Raw genomic sequence first — 21,148 nt, 5'->3', positions numbered from 1 at the left:
TTCATAAAAGGATTTAACTTTATATGACAAATTCATATTTTCTACCAATTCAGAGCAATAAAGAGCTCATTCAAGTCAGAGTGTTTGATTACAAGCGCGGCTACACGTTTGAACTAATGATTGGAGACAAGCACAAACCGGTATTTGATCGGTGTTCATTGTCTGAAGATCGTGAGTTTATTTTGTATGTAGGAGAGGATTGCAAAAAGTACCTAAGTGAAGAGTTTGATGATTTTGTTAAGGTTGAGCTTAAAGACAAAGGGGCGCTTGAGACAGTCATAAAGGCATTAAAGATTAGGTTTCCCAATGCGCCTCTTTTTGTAGCAATTCCTAAGCAGGATAAGCGCAGACTTGAAATGAAATTCCCTACTGTGGAATTCATCCCTGATTTTGAGTGTTTCAGAAACTAAATTGAGAGGTGGTAATTAGAGCTATGGCAACCCCATAGACTAATTACCAACCTCTTTCTTGAAGGTGCTCCGCAAGGTCTTGCTAGTACTTATAAACACGATGTCGGCAATGCTCTCCGCCTTGTCTGTCTCTAGCACACATTCTCATCTCAATCCCGAATTGAGTTTGATCGAAGATTGTTTCCATTGCAAACATTTTTACTGATAGATAAGGTCCTTCCCATTTCTCGTCACCGCCCATTTCCATCATGTAACGCATGCAACTCAATTTGCTATGGTCTTCCAAACGAATACAGGGAATTTCGATAATGAAATTCGTGGCACTAGAACTTCTGTAATTCCCTTTTAATTCGTTGAGGGCAAGCTTTCTCATCTGTTTTTTAAAAACAGAGGGAGGAACAGGCGCAGAACCTGTCGTTAGTGGTTGCGGAAACATTGAGCTACAACCAGCAACCACTAACGACACGATGGAAATAAAAACAATGTTTCTGAACATTATTTCTTTAGCTCAGTAATCGTAGACTTAGGAGCGGGGCAATTTTTGTCTAAGCACATATATTTTTTAATTGAGTAAAAAAACGTAGGCATTTTTTCTGCCTTCGGTTCTGGCATGGGAGTTAATTCATCTGCGCATTTATATCCCCATCTTTTACAGACTTCATCTGCTAAGGCAATGGCCATATCCCAACGTGCATTTTCTCCATCATCCATTAGGGGAATATTTGCAGCATGAACATAGCCGATTTCTACTGTACCAGCGGAATGATCAGCATCAACAACTTCAACTGGTTTTCCTGTTGATGTCGCGCAACCGCTCAAAAATGAGATTGAAGCTAGAACTGACAGAGAGAGTAAAACTTTTTTCATTGTATTCTCCGAAAAGATAAACGCTCCCCCAGCTTACCCTCCCCCTAAGTATTTCTGTCAAGGTATAAAAGAAAGTCGTCAGCCTGTATTAGAACACTTGATTTCTGACAGAACGACTACCAAGTTTTTCTGCTTTTTGGGTTGTTTTTGACTCTGACTTATCCGTAGTAGTTTGTGAAGCTCTTTCCTGTGAAGAGTAAAAAGTTTGACTTTCGGTTTTATGGGAATTAGGAGCAGGATCGAACTGAGAAATCATCGTAAAAATAAAGATTCCCAGAACAATAAAATCAAAAATAACCCAACTTTTTCTGTGAGCTTGCTCCTGCTTTAGTACCTCAGGCTTATTCTTTAAGAATTCTTCGTTTTCTGCGGCTTTTTGTTTTAATGCCGCTTCTAACTGAAGGTCATAAGATTTTCTTGAGGCATCATCTCCCAAAATAGAGATAGCTTTTTCTAATTCTTCAAGTGTGCCATCGCCGTGCTCATATTTGATTGATTCATAGCGTGCAATGTAGGCTAAGGCCAAATACTGTTTGTTGGCATCTCTGGGAGTATGTAGTAAAGAGTAGTAACCATAAGGTCTAGATTCTGAAATCATGAACCCGATCTCCTTTAAACTTAATGCGCTTTCCGAATCGCTTTGCATTTTTACTGGGTTCGTAACACCAGTCCTCTGTGTAATCCTTGTATTGGATTTCGTAGGGCTCTCCCAAAATTCGTTCTACTTCTTCTTTATGTGCGCCGCACCAGAGTTCGCCCTTGTGAATATGGTCTAGAACTTCTTTTACATGACGAGCGCCATACCTTTGAATCAGGGGTATTGTGTCCTCCTCTAATTTATGTCTCATTTCCAAAATAGATTGAGAGTAGTGTTCTTCTGCTTTTCTTTGCCTGTACTCTCTGATTGTTTCATTTTCTTTCATATCGGGGAAGGTTGGTCTTCTGCGAAAATAAAACATACAGCACAAGGTCACTAAAAGCGCTCCAATAAGAAACTCTCCTTTTATGAAGCAAACGACAATGAAGCAAAAAGCTAAGATATTAGAGATTAATTTGTACATAGTTAGAACACCTGTTGTCTTACACTAGTTGACGGACTGGGCGTTACATTTTGTGATTGCTGTGTTTGAGAGTTTGGCGTAACTCTACGCTGAACTTCTTGTTTAGAGTCTGCAGCAAGACCTGCGAGGGTTTCTGCTAGTAAAGCAATGATTACCCACCATCCAAACAAGGAAAAAAGAATTTGATGGAAAAGACTTCTCCTTTGGCGGCCTGTTTGAAAAATTTTCCCTTTGGGAGGGTGCATATAACGATCCCAGAGAATGAACTTCCCTGGTAATAAAAAAATTTTCCAAAGGACAGAAAGAATCTTCATTAAAAAACCTGACCTCTAACAGAACGAGATTGCTTTACATCTGAGGTTTGCGCTTTAGGTGGTTCAGGGGCTTTTGGAGTTTCTTTGATTTGTTCAGTGACTTTAACGTCTTCATCTCCAGAAAAGAAATTACTGATTGCTGCAATAGAAATTTGAACGCCCACTGCTATTAAACCGATTACCCACATCACTCCACCAATAAGCATAATGAGGAGCATAGCTTTAACCCCATCTTTGCTTATTTTCTTTTGTCTAGCGCGTTTAACAGGGTGGCTGTCTGTTTTGATGTTTCTAGTTTGTCCTCTTTTCCCGTATGTATAACTCGTAATTCTTCCTTTAGAGTCGTAATTAACTCGAGTAGTTGAGCTTAGCTTTCTAGATCTTTTGATTGCCATAGGTTACTTCCGAAATGTGTAAACGGCACTAAATGTTGACTTATGAAACTGACCTAATGAAGATGCGCCACAGGCTCTGTTAGGCATGCCGCCTTCTGTTTCAGTTCTAAAAATAGTTTTGACTGAGTCAAAAGCTCGTCCTCCAGAAGAAGATGACTTAGCGGACATAAATAGTTGAGGGATATCGTTATTTTTGTTTTTTGAGGGAGTGTTGTAAATGATTCTTGTTGTTCGGACTGAAGAGCCGTCCACGTGTGTAAAAACCTGTTTAGTTCCCGAACGAGCAATCAACTTTGCCGAAACAGGAACATCGTCAGTCATGATTAAAAGAATTTCAGAAAGCAGACTATATAAGTTAGCTTCTGTCTTAACGTGCTGCCAATAGTAGCCTTGATCATCAACAGCACATTTAAATTGTTGGTAACCTTTGGCATAGAAAGATGACGAATGTTCGAGTTGTCCAGGACTAAGCCCCCATTGGTCAGGGAAACGATTGGCAGACGGGACAGCAGTGCAACCTACTATTGTCGCTAGACTACCTAAAATAAAGCCTATTTTTAAGGCTTTTTGATAAACTGGTCGTGACATTATCGTGCCTGGCTGTATGCTCGTTGAAATTTCACAAAAAATACGTCTCTAACCCATTCTAATTCGTCAATAAAGTATTTTTTGGTGGGTTAGATGGTGGGTAATTTTCTAAGAGTTTGAATACGCCCATGTTTTAAGGGGCTGTTTTGAGGCCCGTGGGACGCCACTTTTCCAATGAGCAACCTTCTGGGTTGCTTTTTTGTTGCCTAAAAAAGGCCGCCTTGATGGCGGCCCGAAAAAACAAAGATTAGATACTTCTGGCAACGACAGTAATAATCACAATCGGTGAAATAATGCCGATGCCTAATCGAATGGCTGTCAGTGTTGCCGAAGATAGCGGGCAGGAAGCGGTTAGCTGTTTGCGGGTTTCCGGCCAGTTAACCCAAGCGGCAACAATAGCCAATCCCAACGCCGTTAACGGCATACCAACGTTACTGGTGAGGTAGTCGAGCAAGTCAAAGACCGTTTTGCCGAAAATCTTAAAGTCTGCCAGAGGGCCGAAAGACATTGTGCAGAACACCCCGATGATCATAATCGAAATAAAAGCAACGGGAACGGCTGTACGACGGGAAACGTGCAGATCTCCCATTGCAGCAACGACAGCTTCAAAAATACTCACAGAGCTGGTGATCGCTGCCACAATCAAGCAGATATAAAAGAGAACGGCAAAGAATGTACCAAAAGGCATATGGGCAAAAACAGCGGGCATGGTGACAAAGGTCAGACCGGGGCCCGCGGTGGGTTCAAGACCAAAAGCAAATACCGGCGGCATAACCATCAAGCCGCCTAAAAGTGCAGCCAAAATACCCAGGAAGGCTACCCACGCTGTTGAATGAGGAAGATTGGCGTCTTCTGAAAGATACGAGGCATAAACAATCAAAGTACCGGCACCCACAGACAGGGAGAAGAAGCAGAAACCCATTGCGTTGAATAGGGAGTCGGCATTGAACTCATCCCAGTTGAAGCTGAACATGAATTCCACGCCTTGCCAAGCGCCGGGTAATGTGAGACCACGGATAATCAATACGATCATCAGGATAAAAAGAGTCGGCATCAGATATTTAGCCAAACGTTCAATACCGGCTTGAACGCCGAAAATAACGACACCGGCGGTCATGATCATAAAGACGATTTGGTAGAAGATGCCGAGAACGGGGTCACTGGCAAAATTGTTAAAGTGAGTACCCAATTGAGACAGGTCAGTGATAATGCCATTGCCCATGGCGGCATCAACGGCATAGGCTACGCACCAACCACCGATTGTTGAATAAAAAGTCAAAATTAGAAAACCGGTGGCAATACCGACTGTACCGAAAATACCCCAAAATTTGGATTTGCCGACACGAATCATGCTATTGATGGAAGCAGCTCGACCGGCACGTCCGACAACCATTTCAGCTAGCAGTAAGAACATCCCGAGCGTAAAGCAAAACAGAATGTAAGGAATGATGAAGGCCGAGCCGCCGTTGGTGCCTGCCATATAAGGGAATTTCCAAATAGCACCTAAGCCGACCGCAGCACCAGCACTGGCAAGAATAAAACCCAAGCGTGAAGTCCATAAATCACGAGAAGACATAGTCATATACCTTTTGCTTTGTATAAGAAAGCTTATTTTTTTAGAAATTCTTTTTCCGCAATGCTTTCTGAAACTAACGGAAACAGGATTTATTGATCTTCCTCTGTTAGGAGGACAGTAAAAACCATCCTCCCTGGCAAGATGAGGAATTTAACTGAAAAGCCCTGCGCCCGCGATCACAACAATGACGCAGGGCACGATAAATCGAATCAAGAAATGTGTCGTTACTAAAACTTTGTCATTCATGGGAGAGGTGAGAGTGAGTTGTTTCTTCATCACCGGCCATACCAGATAGCCCCCAACGATTGCGATACCCATTGCTCCGATCGGCATACCGACGTTGCTGGTCAGAAAGTCAAGCAGATCAAAGAATGTTTTACCTGCCAATTTGTAACCGGACAATGCTCCGAAACTTAACGCACAGACAACGCCTAAAACGGACAAGGCAATCGTATTGAGCATAATGCTGTTTCTTCTCGAGACGTGGCATTCATCAACAAGAAACTGCACGCTCATCTCCAGGATGCTAATTGCACTTGTGAGTGCCGCCACCACCAAGCAGATGTAAAAGAGGATAGCAAAGCCTTGACCAAAGGGCAATTGGGCAAACACCGCAGGCATCGTGACAAAAGTCAAACCTGGGCCAGCCGCCGGGTCCAAACTGAACGCAAAAACAGCCGGCATGATCATCAATCCTCCCAATATAGAGGCGAGAACCGCTAAAAAGGAGATCCAGGCAACCGAAGTCGGAAGGTTGACTTTGTCGGACAAGTAGGAACCGTAATTCATCATGGAGCCTGAACCCAATGAAAGGGAGAAAAAGGCAAAGCCCATGGCATTTAAAAGGGAGGAACCGTTGAACGCTTCGGGATCAAACTTGAACATAAATTCGACCCCGTCCCAAGCGTGAGGCAACGTCAGTCCTCTCACAATCAGGCAAAGCATAAGAATGAAGAGGGTCGGCATTAAAAGTTTAGAGATGCGTTCAATACCTTTTTCAACCCCAAAGACGATGACGCCAGCCGTTAGTGTCAAAAAGGCCAGCTGCATGAAAACAGCCCGCGGGCCATCGGTGACAAAGTTATCAAAGTGGCTACCCAGCATGGCGGTGTCGGTTATGAGTCCTTGACCGATACAGGCATCAAAGAGATAGTTTAGACACCAACCGCCAATCACTTGATAAAAGGACAGGATTAAAAAACCGGTCAATACGCTGATTTTTCCAACGCCTCCCCAGAAGGGACCGCCGAAGAGTCTTAATGCATGGGCGGCACCGCCACGAGATGCACGACCTAAAGCCATTTCGATCATTAAAACAATAAAACCGATGGCAATGGTCAAAACAATGTAGGGAAGAATAAATGCGGATCCGCCGTTAGTACCGGCCATATAAGGAAATTTCCAAATGGCTCCCAATCCGACAGCTGAACCGGCACTGGCTAAAATAAATCCTAAACGCGTCCCCCAAACGGAACGCTCTGAAGAAGTCGTCATCGCTTTGTTCCTTGTAAGTAGCATGAGATGGCAAGTGTCGGTATCCCGTCAGTTAAAAATGAGCCATCAAGCTTTTTTAAATAATCAGTTGGCTATTCTAGGACAAAGAGCGAAAGAAAACTTGGTACAAAAGGCTATTTTTGCGAATAAGCCGAAAAAACTCATTTGTTTTTTCGGCTTCTGAACCCAGTTAAGACAATAACATCTCGTCCGTTACGACACCGGTACCCTTTTCAAAAAGGGCCAGTAGATCTGGAACCGTTAACTTTGATTTTTCTTCTTCTTTCACATCCACCACAATGCGGCCTTGATGCATCATGATCAGACGGTTGCCAAAACGAAGGGCATCACGCATATTGTGCGTGATCATGAGGGTGGTGAGGTGGTCTGCCTTCACCAATCGTTCTGTCAATTGGAGTACTTTTTCTGCCGTTTTGGGGTCAAGCGCTGCCGTATGTTCATCCAGCAGCAAAAGTCTGGGTTTGACAAGCGTTGCCATCAAAAGCGTCAGAGCCTGTCTTTGACCGCCGGAGAGCAAGCCGACATGGGCACTCATGCGATCTTCCAGACCCAATCCCAGCTCCTTGAGTGCTTCTTTAAATTGAGCTGTTCTTTGAGTTTGAAAACTCCACCGAAGTCCGAGTTTTTTCCCTCTCCATGATGCAAGCGCCAAATTTTCCTCAATCATCATTTTGCTGGCGGTGCCTTTCATGGGGTCTTGGAAAACTCGGCCGATATATTGGGCCCGCTCATGTTCGGGCATCCGGGTGACATCAATGTCATCAATTCGAATTTGTCCCTGATCAATATAAAAAGCACCGGCAATAGCGTTTAATAACGTTGATTTCCCAGCGCCGTTTGATCCGATGACTGTGGCAAAATCGCCGTCTTGTAGAGTTAGAGAAACTCCCTGCAAAGCGCGTTTTTCATTAACACTGCCTGGAAAAAACGTTTTGTGAATGTTGTCGATCGTAAGCATGAACCTCTCCAAGTGGTGTTAGGCACGGCGTTGCCGTTCGCGCCATTTTTCTCGAATTAAAGGCATGGACAGAGCTAAAGCCACAAGCAGTGCGGTAAAAAGTTTCAGATCATTGGGCGGCATCCCCAGTTGCAAGACAACGGCGATGACTAAGCGGTAAACAATGGAGCCTAAAATAACGGAGATGAGACAATTCTTAAAGCTCTTTGTCCCGAAAAGCACTTCCCCAATAATGACAGAGGCTAAACCAATAACGATGGTGCCAGTACCCATGCCGACATCGGCAAAACCGTTGGATTGCGCGACGAGAGCCCCGGAGAGCGCGACTAAAGCGTTACTGATTAATAAGCCTAAAACAATCATTCGATTGGTGTTGACACCCTGTGCGCGGGCCATCTGGGAATTGCACCCTGTCGCACGGATTGCTGTGCCAATTTCTGTACCAAAAAACCAGTACATAAGACAACCAATGAACACAGCAGCAACAACGCCCACGGTCAGCATGGCAACCGTTGCGCTCATTCCGAAAGATTCTGCATAGGAGAAGATGGTATCGACGCGCAGCAGCGCAACATTGGCCTTCCCCATTACGTGCAGGTTGACGGAGTAAAGGCCAATCATGGTAAGAATCCCGGCTAAAAGGGCGGGGATTTTCAGTCGCGTTGTGAAAAAGCCCGTTACGATACCGGCCAGTGCTCCCGCGATGGCAGCTAGAAAAAAGGCAATGAGCATGCCGTAGCCGTTGACAAGCGCAGTCGCCGCAACGGCAGCTCCGAGCGGAAAGCTTCCTTCAACCGACAAATCTGCAATATCAAGAACGCGAAAGGTTATGTATACACCTAGAGCCAAGAGCGCCCACAAAAGACCTTGCGCGACGGTAGGTATCAAAATATCAATCATTTTCTCTGTGTCAAACACCCCGTTGTTCTACAAAGAGCAACGGGGATATAAATATTCAATCGAATTAGTAACGAACCAACTCTGCGTTCTTCGCGAGAGAGTCCGGAATTTTGACGCCGAGTTTTTCTGCTACGGATGCGTTGATTTTGGCCTTAAATTCTGTTTGGAAACGAATGGCCATGTTTTGCGGCTGAGCCTTGCCTTGCAATATGTCAGCACCCATATCGCCCGCAATGCGGCCGAGATTGTAGTAATCCACGCCGACCGTTGCCAGGCCGCCACCCTTTAGCATACCTTCTTCACCCGTGATGATGCCGATACCGGCAGGCGTTGTGATTTTGGTGAGAACGGGCATGGCCGAAGCAATAATGTTGTCAGTCGGCACATAAATGACATCGACTTTGTCGAGCATGCTCTGAGCTGTTTGCTGGACATCATTCACGGAGGAAACAGTCAGTTCCACCAACGTAAGGCCACGCTTTTGGACTTCTTCTTTTAGAATTTTTGCCTGAAATTGAGAGTTAATTTCCGAGCTGTTGTAGATTGTGCCGATACGCTTGGCATCGGGAACCAATTCAAGCATCAGTTTGACTTGTGCAGCCACGGGGTTCAAATCAGAAGAACCTGTCACATTCGTATCGGGCTTTTGGTTAGATTTAACGAGTTTAGCTACCTCAAAATCAGTAACCGCTGTCGCGACAATCGGCGTTTTATCCGTAGCATTGGCGACGACTTGGGCTGCGGGGGTAGCGATGGCAAAAATCAGGGGATATTTTTGAGTGACAAAACGCTGGGCGATATTGCCGAGGTTGGATTGATCAGCTTGAGCGTTTTGTTGGTCAAATTCCACATTTAATCCGCGAGCTTTAACGGCATCAACAATTCCGCGATTGGCTTCATCAAGAGCAGGGTGTTCAACTAACTGAACAAGACCCACGGTCGTGGAAGTTTTTGACTGGTCAGCCGGAGCACTTTTTTCTTCTCCGCAACCCGATAAAGCGATAAGACTTGCCGTAATAACGGCGGCAAGGGCAACTTTCCTGATTTTCATAGCCTATCCTTTGTTTTAGGTTCGGTCCTGCGCGAAAAATAGTCAGACAGTAAAGGGAGCGCAGTCCGATTTCTTCGGTAAGCCGACGGTTTTATTTAATCGGCTTTAGGCGCGGCCTACCACCCTTTGTAAGGTGACCGCTTCAGGTCATGTTATCACGATTGTGTTCTGAATCTGTTTTTGAATACGAAAGACCTAAGGATGTTTATTTATTTTGGAAAAATCCAAGTCAGATAACTGATAGCGCTCTCAGGGATTAATCCTGATCGGGCACTCATAAAAGTCCGTGATAATGATCCTGTTAACGAAAACGGAGATTCAAGAATGCGCACAACATTTATTGCAACGGGAGATAGTTTTATTACTCGTAGAATTCCTGATAAAGGTTATTCTGGTTTTGAAGATTTAAAAACACTTATTGAAAAGCATGATGTCCGTTTCACAAATTTGGAGATGACTTTTCATGACGATGAAGCCTTTCCGGCTGCAGCCAGTGGCGGTACCTGGGCTGTGAGCGAGCCTGCAATGCTCGATGATATGAAACGTTATGGTTTTAATCTTTTCAATACGGCCAATAATCACTCGGGTGATTTCGGGCAGTTGGGTGTTTTAGCAACGATTAGACATTTGAAAGAACGCAATATGGTCTTTGCCGGAACCGGAGCGACATTGCAAGAGGCAAGCAAAGCATGTTATTTGGAGACACCTCAGGCACGTGTCGCCCTAATTGGAGCAACCTCTAATTTGGATCCGGCAGCTATCGCAGGCGGTCAAGGCTTCAGAATGAAGGGACGACCGGGCCTCAATCCGCTTCGCTATAAGACGATTTACCACGTCGATCGTGAGACTTTCGAAATAGTTTATCGCATGGCGAAGCTATTGCATATTAACGATTATCAGGAACTGACAATTGAGTTAGGTTACGCCGCGCCGCTTCCCAAAAATATAGCTTGTTTCGGGACTTACCGCTTTGTATTGGACAGTCAAAATTTTGTGGAAACGATACCTGATCCTATTGATGAAGAACGTATTTTGGATGAGATTCAAGAGGCAAAAAGACAGGCCGATATTGTTCTATTTAGTCTTCACACTCACGAAATGGTTGGGAAGGACTTTTTTAGTATTCCGGAATTTATTTCAACGATTTCTCATAAAGCGATTGACGCCGGGGCCAGTGTTGTTATCGGACATGGACCTCATATGTTGCGAGGCGTGGAGGCTTATCATGGGGGTGTCATTTTTCACAGTCTAGGAAACTTCCTTTTCCAGACAGAAACCATTGCTTCTCAGCCTTATGATGCATTTGTCAAAATGCATCTTTCCCAGGATACGAGAGTTGGTGAATATATGGATAATCGAAGCAAAAACGGTACGGTTGGTTATCCTGTTATGCCTGATATTTGGAATGCATTTGCTGCCTCATGGACATTAGAAAATGGAGAACTTCAAAATGTGAAGTTGTATCCGATTGAGTTGGGACAGCACTCGAGCAGAGCTCAGCGTGGTTGGCCGCGTTTGTCAGGATCCAACGAAACATTGGAAAAGATCAGACTGTTGAGTGAAAAACTGGGAACAAAAATAAAGATTGAAAACGGAATTGGCACCGTAGAGTTGAAATAAAAGAGGCGTTTCATTGGCCGGTATTTTTCCCACCGGCCAATGAAGGCAAAGCTAAATTCCGGAAATAAGAACCGTGATGACGAGGATAGGTGCAAAAATAGCGATGCTCCAGCGCAAAATTGAGTAGGTCGCTTCGCTGTGCAGATGTGACTTATCCCCAGAAATGAAAGGCTTGATTTGAGACCATGCGATCCAACTGGAAAGCACAGCGATCATTAAGCCGCCAATCGGTAAGCTGATGTTGCTCGTCAAATAATCGATCCAGTCAAAAAACGTCTTTCCCAGCCACTTGGTATCTGCGAGTGGACCAAATGAAAGGGCGCTGAAAGAGCCGACAATCATTAGGCCAACTGTTGTGACGACCACGGCTTTAGGACGGCTCCATTTCCACTCGTCATGCAGGAAGGCTACATCAATTTCGAGCATTGAAACGGAACTGGTGATGGCTGCCACTAATAAGCAGGCATAAAAAGTGATGGCAAAGAAATTACCAAAGGGCATCTGAGCAAAAATAGCCGGCATGGTGACAAAGGTCAGACCGGGACCTGCACTGGGATCCAATCCGAAAGCAAAAACCGCCGGCATAACCATCAGGGCACCAAGTAAGGAGCTGATGATGGTTAAAAAAGCAATCCAAGCGGACGAGCCAATCAGATCGACTTTACTGTCCAAATAACTGCCGTAAGTAAGCATGCAGCCGCTGCCCAAGCACAAAGAGAAGAAAGTAAAGCCCATGGTCGAAAGCAGGGCATCGAAGGTGAAGGCTTGAGGATTCCAACTGAAAAGATACTCAATGCCTTGGAATGCGCCCGGTAAAAAAAGCGAGCGCACGATAATGATCAACATCAAAATGAATAACAGTGGCATGAGAACTTTAGATAGCCGCTCAATACCGCTGCTCACACCATAGGCGACCACCCAAGCTGTAATAATTAAAAAGAGTGCCTGATAGCCGATGGCCAATTCCGGATCACCCGATATCGATGCAAAGTGAGCCCCCAGTTGAGCTTGATCGGCGACGAGTCCGGCGCCTAAACAAGCGTTGACGAAATACGCGATTGTCCAACCGCCGATGGCAGAATAAAAGCTAAGAATCAAAAAGCCTGTAATGACGCCCAAATAACCGGCACGCCCCCAATTTTTGCCACCTAATTTTCTGAAAGCCGTGACAATGCAACCAGCCCCGGCACGACCAACGGTCAATTCCGCAATCAGCAGCACCAGACCGATTGTGAATGTCAGCACAATAAAGGGGAATAAGAAAGCGGAGCCACCGTTAGAGCCTACGAGATAGGGGAATTTCCAAATTGCCCCCAACCCTACGGCCGCTCCGGCACTTGCAAGCACAAAACCTAATCGAGAACCCCACGTAGAACGATCACTCATGACACATGAACCTATGAAAACGCGCCCGGCCATCCTCGGCTCGGGCGCTTCAGAATGATGTCTTAATTGTAGCCTAAATGCCCGAAATCAAAACAATGACAACCAGTGCCGGAGCCAACAAAGAAATCGTCAGTCGTATCCAGCCGATTGTCAGAACCGAATGATGACGAATGGCAAGCATCTGTTGCTTCATAACGGGCCAAGCCTTCCATCCGGCTAAGGTTGCAATACTGAGACCACCGAGCGGCATCAGAATGTTGGAGCAGACGTAGTCGGAGAAATCAAAAAGAGACATTCCGTTGATTTCAACCCATGAGAAAGAGCTAAATGAAAGCGCTTGAAGGCTTGCGAAAATGAAAAGTGTGATCCAGCATAACGCCGTTGCCGCCCGCCTGCGCATGCCCCATTCGTTGATAAGGTAAGCAACAACAACTTCCAGCAAGGACACGGAGCTTGTAATAGCTGCAATGAAGAGGCAGACATAAAAAGCGGCCGCCAGCACATCAGCCATTGGCATATGCTCAAAAATCATCGGAATCGTGATAAATACCAAACCGGTTCCGGCGGCCGGATCCATGCCGAAGGCAAAAACCGCGGGAATAATCATGACACCAGCTAAAAGCGCGGCTTGGGTGGATAAAAACGCTACCCATACGGAAGAGCCCGGGATGTCAGTATGAGAACTCAGGTAGGAACCGTAAGTCACCATGATGCCCGCGCCCAGAGACAGCGAAAAGAAGGTAAATCCCATGGCGTTTAGGATCGTGGCTCCGCTGACTTGTTCCCAGTTAAACGAAAATAGGAACTGCATGCCCTCCCAAGAGCCAGGCATCATTAAGGATCGGATGATGATGAAAATCATCAGGATAAACAAAAGTGGCATAAGGTATTTAGCAATTTTTTCAATACCTTTTTCAACCCCCAAGGCGACCACGGCACAAGTTGCCGTCAGGTATAGGAACATGAAAAAAACGTTTACCGTTCCGTTGCCTACCAATGCTTTGAAATGATCAGAGAGAATTTTCGGGTCGCCATTGACAACATTGCCGGCAAAAGAATCAAATAAATAGGAAACGCACCAACCGCCGATGACGGAGTAATAGGTCAAAATAATGTAGGCATTTAAGACAGCGATACCGCCGACAATGCCAAAAAAGGGACCGCCTACTTTCTTTAACGCATGAACGGCAGAACCTCTGCCTGCTCGCCCCATGGCACATTCGGCCATGACCAAAACGATGCCGATCGTAAAGGTGAAAACTAAAAAGGGGACAATAAAAGCAGCTCCGCCGTTAGTGCCGGCCCAAAAAGGGAATTTCCATATGGCGCCTAAGCCAATGGCGGAACTGGCAGAGGCAAGAATGAATCCGAGACGGGAACTCCAAACGGTGTCGGCAATGCTGTTGTCTGATGCCATCGTTTTTCCTTTTTTTCTCAATCTGATTTCTGAGGGAATGATTGCAGATCACCCATTTTAGTGGAGTGGTCAAATGAAAACGAATTTCATCTAGGCGCTTTTTACTAGACTGATTTTGTTTTCAGTTCAACGAAAAGCAACGGATAGGATTGGTCAGAAAAAGGCGATGAACGTTTACGTCCATCGCCCTTGAAATGATTAGAAGGAGGATTCAAAACGACGTTTAACGTCTTTGACATTGCTGACCTGTCGTAGGCTTCGCATCACACGCATCAGTTGAATACGATTGTCTACCTGAACAAGAAGTTGCAATTCAGGATCATTTAAGTCGTCCGGAATATTCATCCCGACAATAGACGAGCCTTCTTGTGCAACGGCTTGCGTGGCCTGCAAGATGGCCGGGCGAATATCGTTGACTTTAATATCAATCGGTACCGTGAAGTGGTGGTTAGTCGCTTCAGTCCAAGAGGCCTCTTCCCAACGTTCCGCGTTATTGTTGCGGCCTTGTTGAGCATGAATACAGGAGGCCCGGTGAACCGTGATGCCGTGTCCGGCGCGTTCAAACGCACAAATGTCATCGCCCCAGACCGGATGACAGCATCGAGCAATTTGAGCGCTTTGCCGTTTGCCGTTAACCACGACTTCGATACCATCTTCAGTTTTAGCCGGTTCTCGTTCTTCATCGGACAGGGCTTGCAGACGGTGCAGCACGACAACGAAACTGGCTTTGCCGGAGCCCACAAGGGAATAGAGCGATGCGCGAGAGTCAACATCGTGCTCTTTCATCACAGTGTTCCAAATCTCATCGGAAACACTGTCAAGAGAAAAATGGGCAGCTTCGGCCTCTTCTTCAAGGACTTTGCGTCCAATCTTGACAGCACTGTCAAAATCCAGTGAACGAAGGTATTGACGGACTTCTGCGCGAGCTTTGCCGCTTCGGACAAATCCGAGCCAACGGGGATCCGGGTGAGAAAGCGAGCTTGTTGCGATTTCCACCATGTCACCATTGGACAATTTTGTATCGATATCTCTTACTTGACCGTTAATTCGGCACTCGCGAACATGACTGCCCACGTCCGAGTGAATCTGGTAGGCAAAGTCAATCGGTGTGCAGTCTTGCGGCAAAGAGATAATTTTGCCCTTCGGAGTGAATACATAAATGCGATCGGGGAAAAGATCGGCTTTAATATTTTCGTAAAACTCGCTTGTGTCGGAAGACTTTTGTTGCAAATCCAACAGAGACTGCAACCAAGCGTGGGTGAGCGTCTGGATATCGCTTTCGCTACCGCGGTTGAGCCAGTGAGTGAGGATCCCTTGCTCGGCGATGTCATTCATCTTCTCGGTGCGGATCTGAAATTCAACCGGCGTACCCTGAGGGCCGATCACGGTGGTGTGCAAACCTTGGTATCCATTACTTTTCGGAATGGCAATAAAGTCCTTAAAGCGTGACTGAACAGGCTTGTACATCATGTGTAACGCACCCAATGTCCGATAACAATCTTCACGGGTACTCACGATGACTCTGAAACCGTAGATATCAAAAACTTCCGAGAAGGAAAGCTTTTTGATGCGCATCTGGTTGTAAATTCCGTAGCACGTTTTTTCTCGCCCTAAAACGCGGCCTTTGATGTTGGCGCGTTCCAACATGCGCTTGGTGTCATTCAGAATTTCTTCCAAGGCGGGCCGACGATTCTTACGAGCGGCAATCAGCTCTTTATAGAGAACTTCATAGCGACGGGGATAATAGTTTTGCAGGCACAACTCCTGCAATTCACGAAAAGCGTGATTGATGCCCAAATGATGGGCCATCGGAACATAGATGTCGAGCGTTTCCTTGGCAATGCGACGGCGTTTTTCCGGGCGCATGACTCCTAGGGTTCTGAGATTGTGCAGACGGTCAGCCAGCTTAACCAGAATAACGCGCACGTCTTTGCTCATAGCCAAGAGCATCTTCTTAAAGCTTTCGGCCTGAGCAATTTCATTGGATGAAAACTTAAGCTTATCGAGTTTTGAGACACCATCAACAATTTCGGCCGTAACCGTGCCGAATTTTTTAGCCATTTCATTTTTTGAGTGACCAGTGTCTTCGAGAACATCGTGCATCAAACCGGCCTGAATGGCCGCGCAGTCCAAATGCCATTCGGCAAGAATACAAGCGACCGAGATCGGGTGAGTGATATAAGGTTCGCCCGACTTTCGGAATTGACCCAGGTGGGCGTCATCGGCATATCGGTAAGCTTCTTTGATTTTTTCCAGATCCGACGGACTCATGTACTTTGAACACAGTTCGATGAGGGAGGCCGCCGTGGCAATGCCGGCTTTTTTTGTCGTTGTGACAAGCGGAAGCTCTGTTTGCTCTTCTTTGTGAGCGGGCGACGGAGAAGAGTTCGATTCGCCCCTTAAAACGGACTGACGAATCGAGGCGAGAATATCGGTTGACCCGGTTTGTAAGTATTTCGGTACCATACAGCACCTCTTTTTTATTGACTCGCCTCTGCTTGCATTCGTACTTCAATAATTAGTTAAACGCGGTAAGCAGAAGTTTAGAAAACAAAAAAGCGAAGTCAGGCTCTAACCTTTACTTCGCTTTTTTCTTGGATTAAGAAATGCGCTTGAACATTTCATCCTTGGAGATTTCACCGGCGGCAATCTCACGCAAGGCGAGTACCGTGGGTTTATCCTTTGCATCCACGCGGGCAACCGCACCGGAGGACAATTGGCGAGCACGCTGAGCAGCGGCTAAAACCAATTCAAAACGATTGGGGATCTTTTTCAAGCAATCTTCAACAGTTACACGAGCCATATTTTTTTCAATAAAAAGAAAATAACCAAGTATTCCACTTAATTTAAAAGCGGAATACCCAAATGTTTGAACGTTTCACGTTCCCGCACCGCCTGAGTCTTAAAACTTAAACGCGATGCACGCACAATAGCGATCAAGTCACCCGTTGCACGATCAAAATCATCGTTAATTATAACGTAGTCGAACTCTCCCGCATGCACCATTTCGGCACCGGCCCCTGCCAAACGCCTGGCGATGACCTCATCGGAATCCGTTCCTCTTTTATTCAGGCGAGCTCGGAGTGCGTCAACCGAAGGCGGCAAAATAAAAATACCGACAACATCCGGAAAAAGCCGCTTAACTTGCAGCGCCCCTTGCCAATCGATCTCTAGCAATACATCGTGCCCTTTTTCAAGCTCTTCGGCAATCCATTTCTTTGAGGTTCCGTAGTAGTTACCATGAACATAGGCCCATTCCAGAAATGCATTGTCCTCTTTGAGTTTTTCGAAAGCTTCCACAGACACAAAGTGATATTCTCTGCCGTTTTCCTCTCCGGGACGTGGCGCTCGCGTTGTGTGTGAAATAGACAAGTGAACTGTCGGGTCAGCTTTCAAAAGCGCTGCGACAAGCGATGATTTTCCGGCTCCAGAAGGAGCGGTGACTAAAAACAAACGACCGGCTTTTTGATCTAGCATAAGTGGCCTCTTGGGTTAATCTAATAATTCTAGCGAACTTACCGCTTAAAAAGATCAAGTCTGAATGATTTTAAGAGTTCACAGGTTTCGAAAACCGGCAATCCCATAATGCCGCTGTAGGAACCTTTTATTTCCGAGATAAACGCTCCGGCTAGTCCTTGAATACCGTAGCCACCCGCTTTGTCATAGGGTTGAGCGGTTTGAACGTAAGCGGAAATCTCCTCGTGACTGAGGGTCTTAAAGCGCACTTCAGAGATGCTGACAGCTTGCTTGAGATTGTTTTCACTGGTTCCGACACAGATGGCCGTGCGGACTTCATGTACACGTCCGGAAAGACGTTCCAGAAACGAGTAGGCCTCTTGTTCATTATCGGGTTTGCCTAAGATATCCCGATCAACAATAACGGTTGTATCGGCCGACAAAAGCGGCAGCATAGGTCGGTTTTCGCGACGGATTTTTTCAAAGGCGATCAAAGCCTTTTCACGGGCTATTCGTACAACGTAATCTTCCGGAGATTCTCCGGGCAGTTGTACCTCGTCGCCTTGAAAATTGCGTAGGGTATGGTCATTGCTGGCTATAACAATAGGGTTAAAGCCGAGCTGCTCTAAAATTTCTTTTCGTCTGGGACTTTTCGAGGCCAGATACAACGAAAGATTGACGGACATGGTTAAAGTATCAAGCTCTGTGGTAGGGGTGGTTGGTTAGGATGCTGAAAGCGCGATAAATTTGTTCGGCCAACATCACTCGCGCCATCGCGTGAGGCAGAGTCATGGATGACAGTCTCATGAGCATTCGGGCCTGAGCCTTGAGTTCCGGATCGAGACCATCTGCGCCTCCGATGAGAAAACAAAGCGACTCGCCCGCATCTCTCCAGGTGCGGATTTTCTTTGCGAAGTCAATGGTTGTCAGATCTTTACCGCGTTCGTCCATCGCAATAATCAGACTATTGTGAGGAATGGCCGCGCGAATGCGTTCGGCTTCGGTTTTCATGATATTGGCGGTGCTCTGACCGGAACGCAGTTCAGGTTTGACGGCTTTTACGCTCACGGCCCAATCTTTGGGGAAGCGTCCGAGGTAATCTTCAACAGCGCTATCCGCCCAGGCAGGTTGACGCAGTCCGACAGCAACAATGGTAATTTTCATGATACAAAAAGAGCAGGCTGCACACGCAGCCTGCTACCCATTAATGCGTGTTTAGTCTTCGACGATTTTAATGGTCTTTCCGCGCACGACGCGTCTGTGGGCAGTAGCCGGTTTTTCTTCGTCCTTTTCCTTCTTTTCAGAATTCAGTTTGACGTTAACCTTTTTGCCGCCCCAAACCTCTTCGAGGTTGTAGTACTCACGCATGGCCGGCTGTAAAATATGCACAATGGCTTGGCCGCAATCGACCAGTACCCATTCACCGGTATCGGTTCCTTCCATCCCAATGACTTCGCCGCCTGCTTCTTTGACTTCATGGCTTACGTTATAACCTAACGCACGGGTCTGACGGTTTGAAGAACCGGTCGCGATGATTACTCGTTCAAATTCAGAGGTGAGGTGTTTTGTGTTGTAGACAACGATATCCTGCGCCTTGACATCATCAAGCGCATTGACAATAACGCGTTGTAATTTACGAATGTCCATAAAAAATCTCAAATTGGTTTAACTGATAAAAGAAATTGTATCAGTCTTTCGTTTTCTCATTTAAGCAAAGGAATTGAAATACTTTTTCAGGCAAAGCGGTCTTTAAAAAAGGGTCGAACCAATCGTGCTGAGCGATGAGTTGACGAATGCGGCTTGAATCAATATCAAGTGCCGGCATAGGGAGCATTGTGACGGATATTTTTCGATCCTCAATAAAGCGGTCTACTTCCTCGGCTGGATGGGCGATTTGTCCATTTCGGTTGAAAACAACCAAGGAGACGTAGTCAAAAATTTTCTGCCAATCTTTCCAGGTATGGAAATTATTCCATTGATCGGAACCGATCAGGTAAAAGCGATCATCGTAGGGGTATTCAGCAGCCAATTCTCGTACGGTGTCAATGGAATAAGAAAGTGTTTTTCGATCCAGTTCTCTGGTATCCACAGACATTCTGCTGCAGTCAGTTAAGGCGAGACGAAGTAGCTTGATTCTGACTTCGGGTGGCATCAGGTCGCGGCTATCCTTTTGCCAAGGGGTGGCAGGCAACCACCAGAGGTGGTCAAGATGAAGTGTCCGAAAAGCCTCTTTGGCCAAAGCCAAGTGGCCCTCATGAACAGGATTAAAGGTTCCGCCGAAAAAACCTAGCCGCATAAAGAAAAAGCGGGAAAGGAACACTTCCCCGCCATTGAAACATTACTTCATTGCCCGATAACCGATATCGGATCGATATTGCATTCCGTCAAAATGGACTTTTTTAACGCCATCATAGGCCACGCGAGCGGCTTCCTTGACGGTCAGTCCCAATCCAACGACGCAAAGGACGCGGCCGCCGGAAACAACGGTCAATCCCTCTTGCTTTTTCGTGCCGGCATGGAAAACATGAAGGCTGTCGCCATCGGCAGGAAGCATGGTGATCTGGGCGCCTTTTTCTGGCTTTTCCGGATAACCCTTGGCGGCACAAACAACGCCTAAAGCCACCCGGTTATCCCATTGAGCTTCAACGGTGTCCAAACGACCGTCGATAGCCGCTTCGATTAGGTCAACGAAGGACGATGTGAGACGACTCATGATGGGTTGAGTTTCAGGATCACCCATACGGCAGTTAAATTCGAGGGTCTTTACGACACTGTTGCCTTCACTGTCACGGTCGATCATTAAACCGGCATAAAGGAATCCGGTAAAGGGGATGCCATCGGCAGCCATGCCGTCTACCGTCGGTCGGATGATTTCCCGCATGACTTGTTCATGAATTTGAGGAGTCACGATCGGCGCGGGGGAATAGGCTCCCATACCGCCCGTATTCGGGCCCATATCGTGGTCAAGCAAGCGTTTGTGGTCTTGGCTGGAAGCCATCGGTAAGATGTGCTGACCGTCAACCATGACGATAAAACTGGCTTCTTCGCCCTTTAAGAAATCTTCGATAACGACTCGAGCCCCAGCCGCTCCGAAAGCGTTGCCCTCAAGCATGCTGTCAATCGCTTCGTGGGCTTGTGCGAGATCCATGGCGACAATGACGCCCTTGCCAGCAGCCAAGCCATCGGCTTTGATTACGATCGGTGCTCCCTTTTTTTCAACATAGGCATGGGCAGCATCGGCATCGGTAAACGTTTCGTAGTCTGCTGTAGGCACTCCATGACGTTTCATAAATGCCTTGGCAAAATCTTTGGAACTTTCCAATTGAGCGGCGGCCTTTGTCGGTCCGAAAATCTTCAGGCCATTGGCTCTGAAATAATCGACAATCCCTGCCGCCAGAGGAGCTTCCGGGCCAACCACCGTGAAGCGTACGTCATTGGTTTTGACAAATTCTGCCAAACGAGCAATGTCGGATTCCGGTACATTGATCAGCTTTTTCGTTAAAGCTGTACCAGCATTACCAGGGGCTACATAAACCGTTTCCACACGGTCGTCTTGAGCCAAACGCCAGGCAATCGCATGTTCGCGACCGCCGCTGCCGACAACGAGAATCTTCATGGGAGCTCCTCCAAGGGG

At 46.4% G+C, this 21,148-nt stretch carries 24 protein-coding genes; 2 read left to right on the top strand and 22 right to left on the bottom strand.

Translation table 11 applies throughout. The features are described from left to right. Window positions 1-158: 158 nt before the first annotated feature. Complete coding sequence (locus tag M3080_RS00425) at window positions 159-410, top strand: hypothetical protein (RefSeq protein ID WP_249091432.1); 252 nt, start codon at window positions 159-161, stop codon at window positions 408-410. 82 nt (window positions 411-492) lie between these two features. Here the strand turns inward: M3080_RS00425 and M3080_RS00420 are convergent, their stop codons facing one another. The 12 genes from M3080_RS00420 to M3080_RS00365 all read right to left on the bottom strand — a co-directional run bounded on the left by M3080_RS00420 (window position 493) and on the right by M3080_RS00365 (window position 9,635). Next, complete coding sequence (locus M3080_RS00420) at window positions 493-846, bottom strand: hypothetical protein (RefSeq protein ID WP_249091431.1); 354 nt, start codon at window positions 844-846, stop codon at window positions 493-495. Between the two features lie 59 nt (window positions 847-905). Next, on the bottom strand, window positions 906-1,277 hold the full coding sequence (locus M3080_RS00415; protein WP_249091430.1) for a hypothetical protein: 372 nt from the start codon (window positions 1,275-1,277) through the stop codon (window positions 906-908). Window positions 1,278-1,365: 88 nt separating this feature from the next. Then, window positions 1,366-1,875, bottom strand: coding sequence for a hypothetical protein (locus tag M3080_RS00410; protein ID WP_249091429.1), 510 nt, complete (start codon window positions 1,873-1,875; stop codon window positions 1,366-1,368). After that, entirely contained in the window at window positions 1,859-2,125 is a 267-nt protein-coding gene (locus M3080_RS00405; protein ID WP_249091428.1) for a hypothetical protein, read from the bottom strand. The genes M3080_RS00410 and M3080_RS00405 overlap by 17 nt, the downstream gene beginning before the upstream one ends. A 215-nt stretch (window positions 2,126-2,340) precedes the next feature. After that, complete coding sequence (locus tag M3080_RS00400; protein WP_249091427.1) at window positions 2,341-2,652, bottom strand: hypothetical protein; 312 nt, start codon at window positions 2,650-2,652, stop codon at window positions 2,341-2,343. Next, the gene (locus tag M3080_RS00395; protein ID WP_249091426.1) at window positions 2,652-3,047 is read right to left on the bottom strand and encodes a hypothetical protein; all 396 of its coding nucleotides are present in this window, start codon (window positions 3,045-3,047) and stop codon (window positions 2,652-2,654) included. Before M3080_RS00395 ends, M3080_RS00400 begins: the two co-directional genes overlap by 1 nt. A 3-nt stretch (window positions 3,048-3,050) precedes the next feature. After that, window positions 3,051-3,635, bottom strand: coding sequence for a DUF3455 domain-containing protein (locus tag M3080_RS00390; protein ID WP_249091425.1), 585 nt, complete (start codon window positions 3,633-3,635; stop codon window positions 3,051-3,053). A gap of 247 nt (window positions 3,636-3,882) precedes the next feature. Continuing rightward, window positions 3,883-5,211 (bottom strand): sodium-dependent transporter, encoded by a 1,329-nt coding sequence (locus tag M3080_RS00385; RefSeq protein WP_249091423.1) that lies wholly within the window; start codon window positions 5,209-5,211, stop codon window positions 3,883-3,885. A gap of 150 nt (window positions 5,212-5,361) precedes the next feature. Continuing rightward, complete coding sequence (locus M3080_RS00380) at window positions 5,362-6,705, bottom strand: sodium-dependent transporter (RefSeq protein WP_249091421.1); 1,344 nt, start codon at window positions 6,703-6,705, stop codon at window positions 5,362-5,364. Window positions 6,706-6,895: 190 nt separating this feature from the next. Then, window positions 6,896-7,684, bottom strand: coding sequence for an ABC transporter ATP-binding protein (locus M3080_RS00375; RefSeq protein WP_249091419.1), 789 nt, complete (start codon window positions 7,682-7,684; stop codon window positions 6,896-6,898). Window positions 7,685-7,702: 18 nt separating this feature from the next. Next, entirely contained in the window at window positions 7,703-8,584 is an 882-nt protein-coding gene (locus tag M3080_RS00370) for an ABC transporter permease (protein WP_022472754.1), read from the bottom strand. A gap of 64 nt (window positions 8,585-8,648) precedes the next feature. Continuing rightward, window positions 8,649-9,635 carry an ABC transporter substrate-binding protein gene (locus M3080_RS00365; RefSeq protein ID WP_249091418.1) on the bottom strand — a complete coding sequence of 329 codons (987 nt, stop codon included), beginning with the start codon at window positions 9,633-9,635 and terminating at the stop codon, window positions 8,649-8,651. 324 nt (window positions 9,636-9,959) lie between these two features. Between M3080_RS00365 and M3080_RS00360 the strand changes: the two genes are divergently transcribed. After that, on the top strand, window positions 9,960-11,255 hold the full coding sequence (locus M3080_RS00360; protein ID WP_249091417.1) for a CapA family protein: 1,296 nt from the start codon (window positions 9,960-9,962) through the stop codon (window positions 11,253-11,255). A 51-nt stretch (window positions 11,256-11,306) separates the two neighbouring features. On the opposite strand, the gene M3080_RS00355 is transcribed toward M3080_RS00360, so the two are convergent. The 10 genes from M3080_RS00355 to purD all read right to left on the bottom strand — a co-directional run bounded on the left by M3080_RS00355 (window position 11,307) and on the right by purD (window position 21,130). Then, on the bottom strand, window positions 11,307-12,641 hold the full coding sequence (locus M3080_RS00355) for a sodium-dependent transporter (protein WP_249091416.1): 1,335 nt from the start codon (window positions 12,639-12,641) through the stop codon (window positions 11,307-11,309). Window positions 12,642-12,714: 73 nt separating this feature from the next. Further along, window positions 12,715-14,058 (bottom strand): sodium-dependent transporter, encoded by a 1,344-nt coding sequence (locus tag M3080_RS00350; protein WP_022472751.1) that lies wholly within the window; start codon window positions 14,056-14,058, stop codon window positions 12,715-12,717. A gap of 198 nt (window positions 14,059-14,256) precedes the next feature. Next, complete coding sequence (locus M3080_RS00345; RefSeq protein ID WP_249091415.1) at window positions 14,257-16,524, bottom strand: RelA/SpoT family protein; 2,268 nt, start codon at window positions 16,522-16,524, stop codon at window positions 14,257-14,259. Window positions 16,525-16,657: 133 nt separating this feature from the next. Next, a complete protein-coding gene (rpoZ, locus tag M3080_RS00340; RefSeq protein ID WP_022472749.1) occupies window positions 16,658-16,861 on the bottom strand; it encodes a DNA-directed RNA polymerase subunit omega in 204 nt (67 codons plus the stop codon). 38 nt (window positions 16,862-16,899) lie between these two features. Beyond that, on the bottom strand, window positions 16,900-17,535 hold the full coding sequence (gene gmk, locus M3080_RS00335) for a guanylate kinase (RefSeq protein WP_022472748.1): 636 nt from the start codon (window positions 17,533-17,535) through the stop codon (window positions 16,900-16,902). Between the two features lie 38 nt (window positions 17,536-17,573). Further along, complete coding sequence (locus M3080_RS00330; protein ID WP_249091414.1) at window positions 17,574-18,200, bottom strand: Maf family protein; 627 nt, start codon at window positions 18,198-18,200, stop codon at window positions 17,574-17,576. A 10-nt stretch (window positions 18,201-18,210) separates the two neighbouring features. Beyond that, window positions 18,211-18,678, bottom strand: a complete 468-nt coding sequence (rlmH, locus tag M3080_RS00325) for a 23S rRNA (pseudouridine(1915)-N(3))-methyltransferase RlmH (protein ID WP_249091413.1) — start codon at window positions 18,676-18,678, stop codon at window positions 18,211-18,213. Between the two features lie 51 nt (window positions 18,679-18,729). Then, window positions 18,730-19,161 (bottom strand): ribosome silencing factor, encoded by a 432-nt coding sequence (gene rsfS / locus M3080_RS00320; protein ID WP_022472745.1) that lies wholly within the window; start codon window positions 19,159-19,161, stop codon window positions 18,730-18,732. 40 nt (window positions 19,162-19,201) lie between these two features. Beyond that, window positions 19,202-19,810 carry a nicotinate (nicotinamide) nucleotide adenylyltransferase gene (nadD, locus tag M3080_RS00315; RefSeq protein WP_022472744.1) on the bottom strand — a complete coding sequence of 203 codons (609 nt, stop codon included), beginning with the start codon at window positions 19,808-19,810 and terminating at the stop codon, window positions 19,202-19,204. Window positions 19,811-19,852: 42 nt separating this feature from the next. Continuing rightward, the gene (purD, locus tag M3080_RS00310) at window positions 19,853-21,130 is read right to left on the bottom strand and encodes a phosphoribosylamine--glycine ligase (protein ID WP_249091412.1); all 1,278 of its coding nucleotides are present in this window, start codon (window positions 21,128-21,130) and stop codon (window positions 19,853-19,855) included. Window positions 21,131-21,148 lie beyond the last annotated feature (18 nt).

Source organism: Parasutterella secunda, from assembly GCF_023336895.1.
Lineage (GTDB): Bacteria > Pseudomonadota > Gammaproteobacteria > Burkholderiales > Burkholderiaceae_F > Aphodousia > Aphodousia faecalis.
This window is presented reverse-complemented; position numbering and strand designations above follow the sequence as displayed.

Excerpts from the sequence above, each read along its gene's own strand:
- M3080_RS00360 (WP_249091417.1), top strand. The coding sequence starts at position 9,960 with ATGCGCACAACATTTATTGCAACGGGAGATAGTTTTATTACTCGTAGA.
- M3080_RS00370 (WP_022472754.1), bottom strand. The coding sequence starts at position 8,584 with ATGATTGATATTTTGATACCTACCGTCGCGCAAGGTCTTTTGTGGGCG.
- M3080_RS00345 (WP_249091415.1), bottom strand. The coding sequence starts at position 16,524 with ATGGTACCGAAATACTTACAAACCGGGTCAACCGATATTCTCGCCTCG.
- purD (WP_249091412.1), bottom strand. The coding sequence starts at position 21,130 with ATGAAGATTCTCGTTGTCGGCAGCGGCGGTCGCGAACATGCGATTGCC.
- M3080_RS00380 (WP_249091421.1), bottom strand. The coding sequence starts at position 6,705 with ATGACGACTTCTTCAGAGCGTTCCGTTTGGGGGACGCGTTTAGGATTT.
- M3080_RS00400 (WP_249091427.1), bottom strand. The coding sequence starts at position 2,652 with ATGAAGATTCTTTCTGTCCTTTGGAAAATTTTTTTATTACCAGGGAAG.
- rlmH (WP_249091413.1), bottom strand. The coding sequence starts at position 18,678 with ATGAAAATTACCATTGTTGCTGTCGGACTGCGTCAACCTGCCTGGGCG.
- M3080_RS00420 (WP_249091431.1), bottom strand. The coding sequence starts at position 846 with ATGTTTCCGCAACCACTAACGACAGGTTCTGCGCCTGTTCCTCCCTCT.
- M3080_RS00410 (WP_249091429.1), bottom strand. The coding sequence starts at position 1,875 with ATGATTTCAGAATCTAGACCTTATGGTTACTACTCTTTACTACATACT.
- M3080_RS00385 (WP_249091423.1), bottom strand. The coding sequence starts at position 5,211 with ATGTCTTCTCGTGATTTATGGACTTCACGCTTGGGTTTTATTCTTGCC.
- gmk (WP_022472748.1), bottom strand. The coding sequence starts at position 17,535 with ATGCTAGATCAAAAAGCCGGTCGTTTGTTTTTAGTCACCGCTCCTTCT.
- rsfS (WP_022472745.1), bottom strand. The coding sequence starts at position 19,161 with ATGGACATTCGTAAATTACAACGCGTTATTGTCAATGCGCTTGATGAT.
- M3080_RS00355 (WP_249091416.1), bottom strand. The coding sequence starts at position 12,641 with ATGAGTGATCGTTCTACGTGGGGTTCTCGATTAGGTTTTGTGCTTGCA.
- M3080_RS00330 (WP_249091414.1), bottom strand. The coding sequence starts at position 18,200 with ATGTCCGTCAATCTTTCGTTGTATCTGGCCTCGAAAAGTCCCAGACGA.
- nadD (WP_022472744.1), bottom strand. The coding sequence starts at position 19,810 with ATGCGGCTAGGTTTTTTCGGCGGAACCTTTAATCCTGTTCATGAGGGC.
- M3080_RS00395 (WP_249091426.1), bottom strand. The coding sequence starts at position 3,047 with ATGGCAATCAAAAGATCTAGAAAGCTAAGCTCAACTACTCGAGTTAAT.
- M3080_RS00350 (WP_022472751.1), bottom strand. The coding sequence starts at position 14,058 with ATGGCATCAGACAACAGCATTGCCGACACCGTTTGGAGTTCCCGTCTC.
- M3080_RS00365 (WP_249091418.1), bottom strand. The coding sequence starts at position 9,635 with ATGAAAATCAGGAAAGTTGCCCTTGCCGCCGTTATTACGGCAAGTCTT.
- M3080_RS00415 (WP_249091430.1), bottom strand. The coding sequence starts at position 1,277 with ATGAAAAAAGTTTTACTCTCTCTGTCAGTTCTAGCTTCAATCTCATTT.
- rpoZ (WP_022472749.1), bottom strand. The coding sequence starts at position 16,861 with ATGGCTCGTGTAACTGTTGAAGATTGCTTGAAAAAGATCCCCAATCGT.
- M3080_RS00405 (WP_249091428.1), bottom strand. The coding sequence starts at position 2,125 with ATGAGACATAAATTAGAGGAGGACACAATACCCCTGATTCAAAGGTAT.
- M3080_RS00390 (WP_249091425.1), bottom strand. The coding sequence starts at position 3,635 with ATGTCACGACCAGTTTATCAAAAAGCCTTAAAAATAGGCTTTATTTTA.
- M3080_RS00375 (WP_249091419.1), bottom strand. The coding sequence starts at position 7,684 with ATGCTTACGATCGACAACATTCACAAAACGTTTTTTCCAGGCAGTGTT.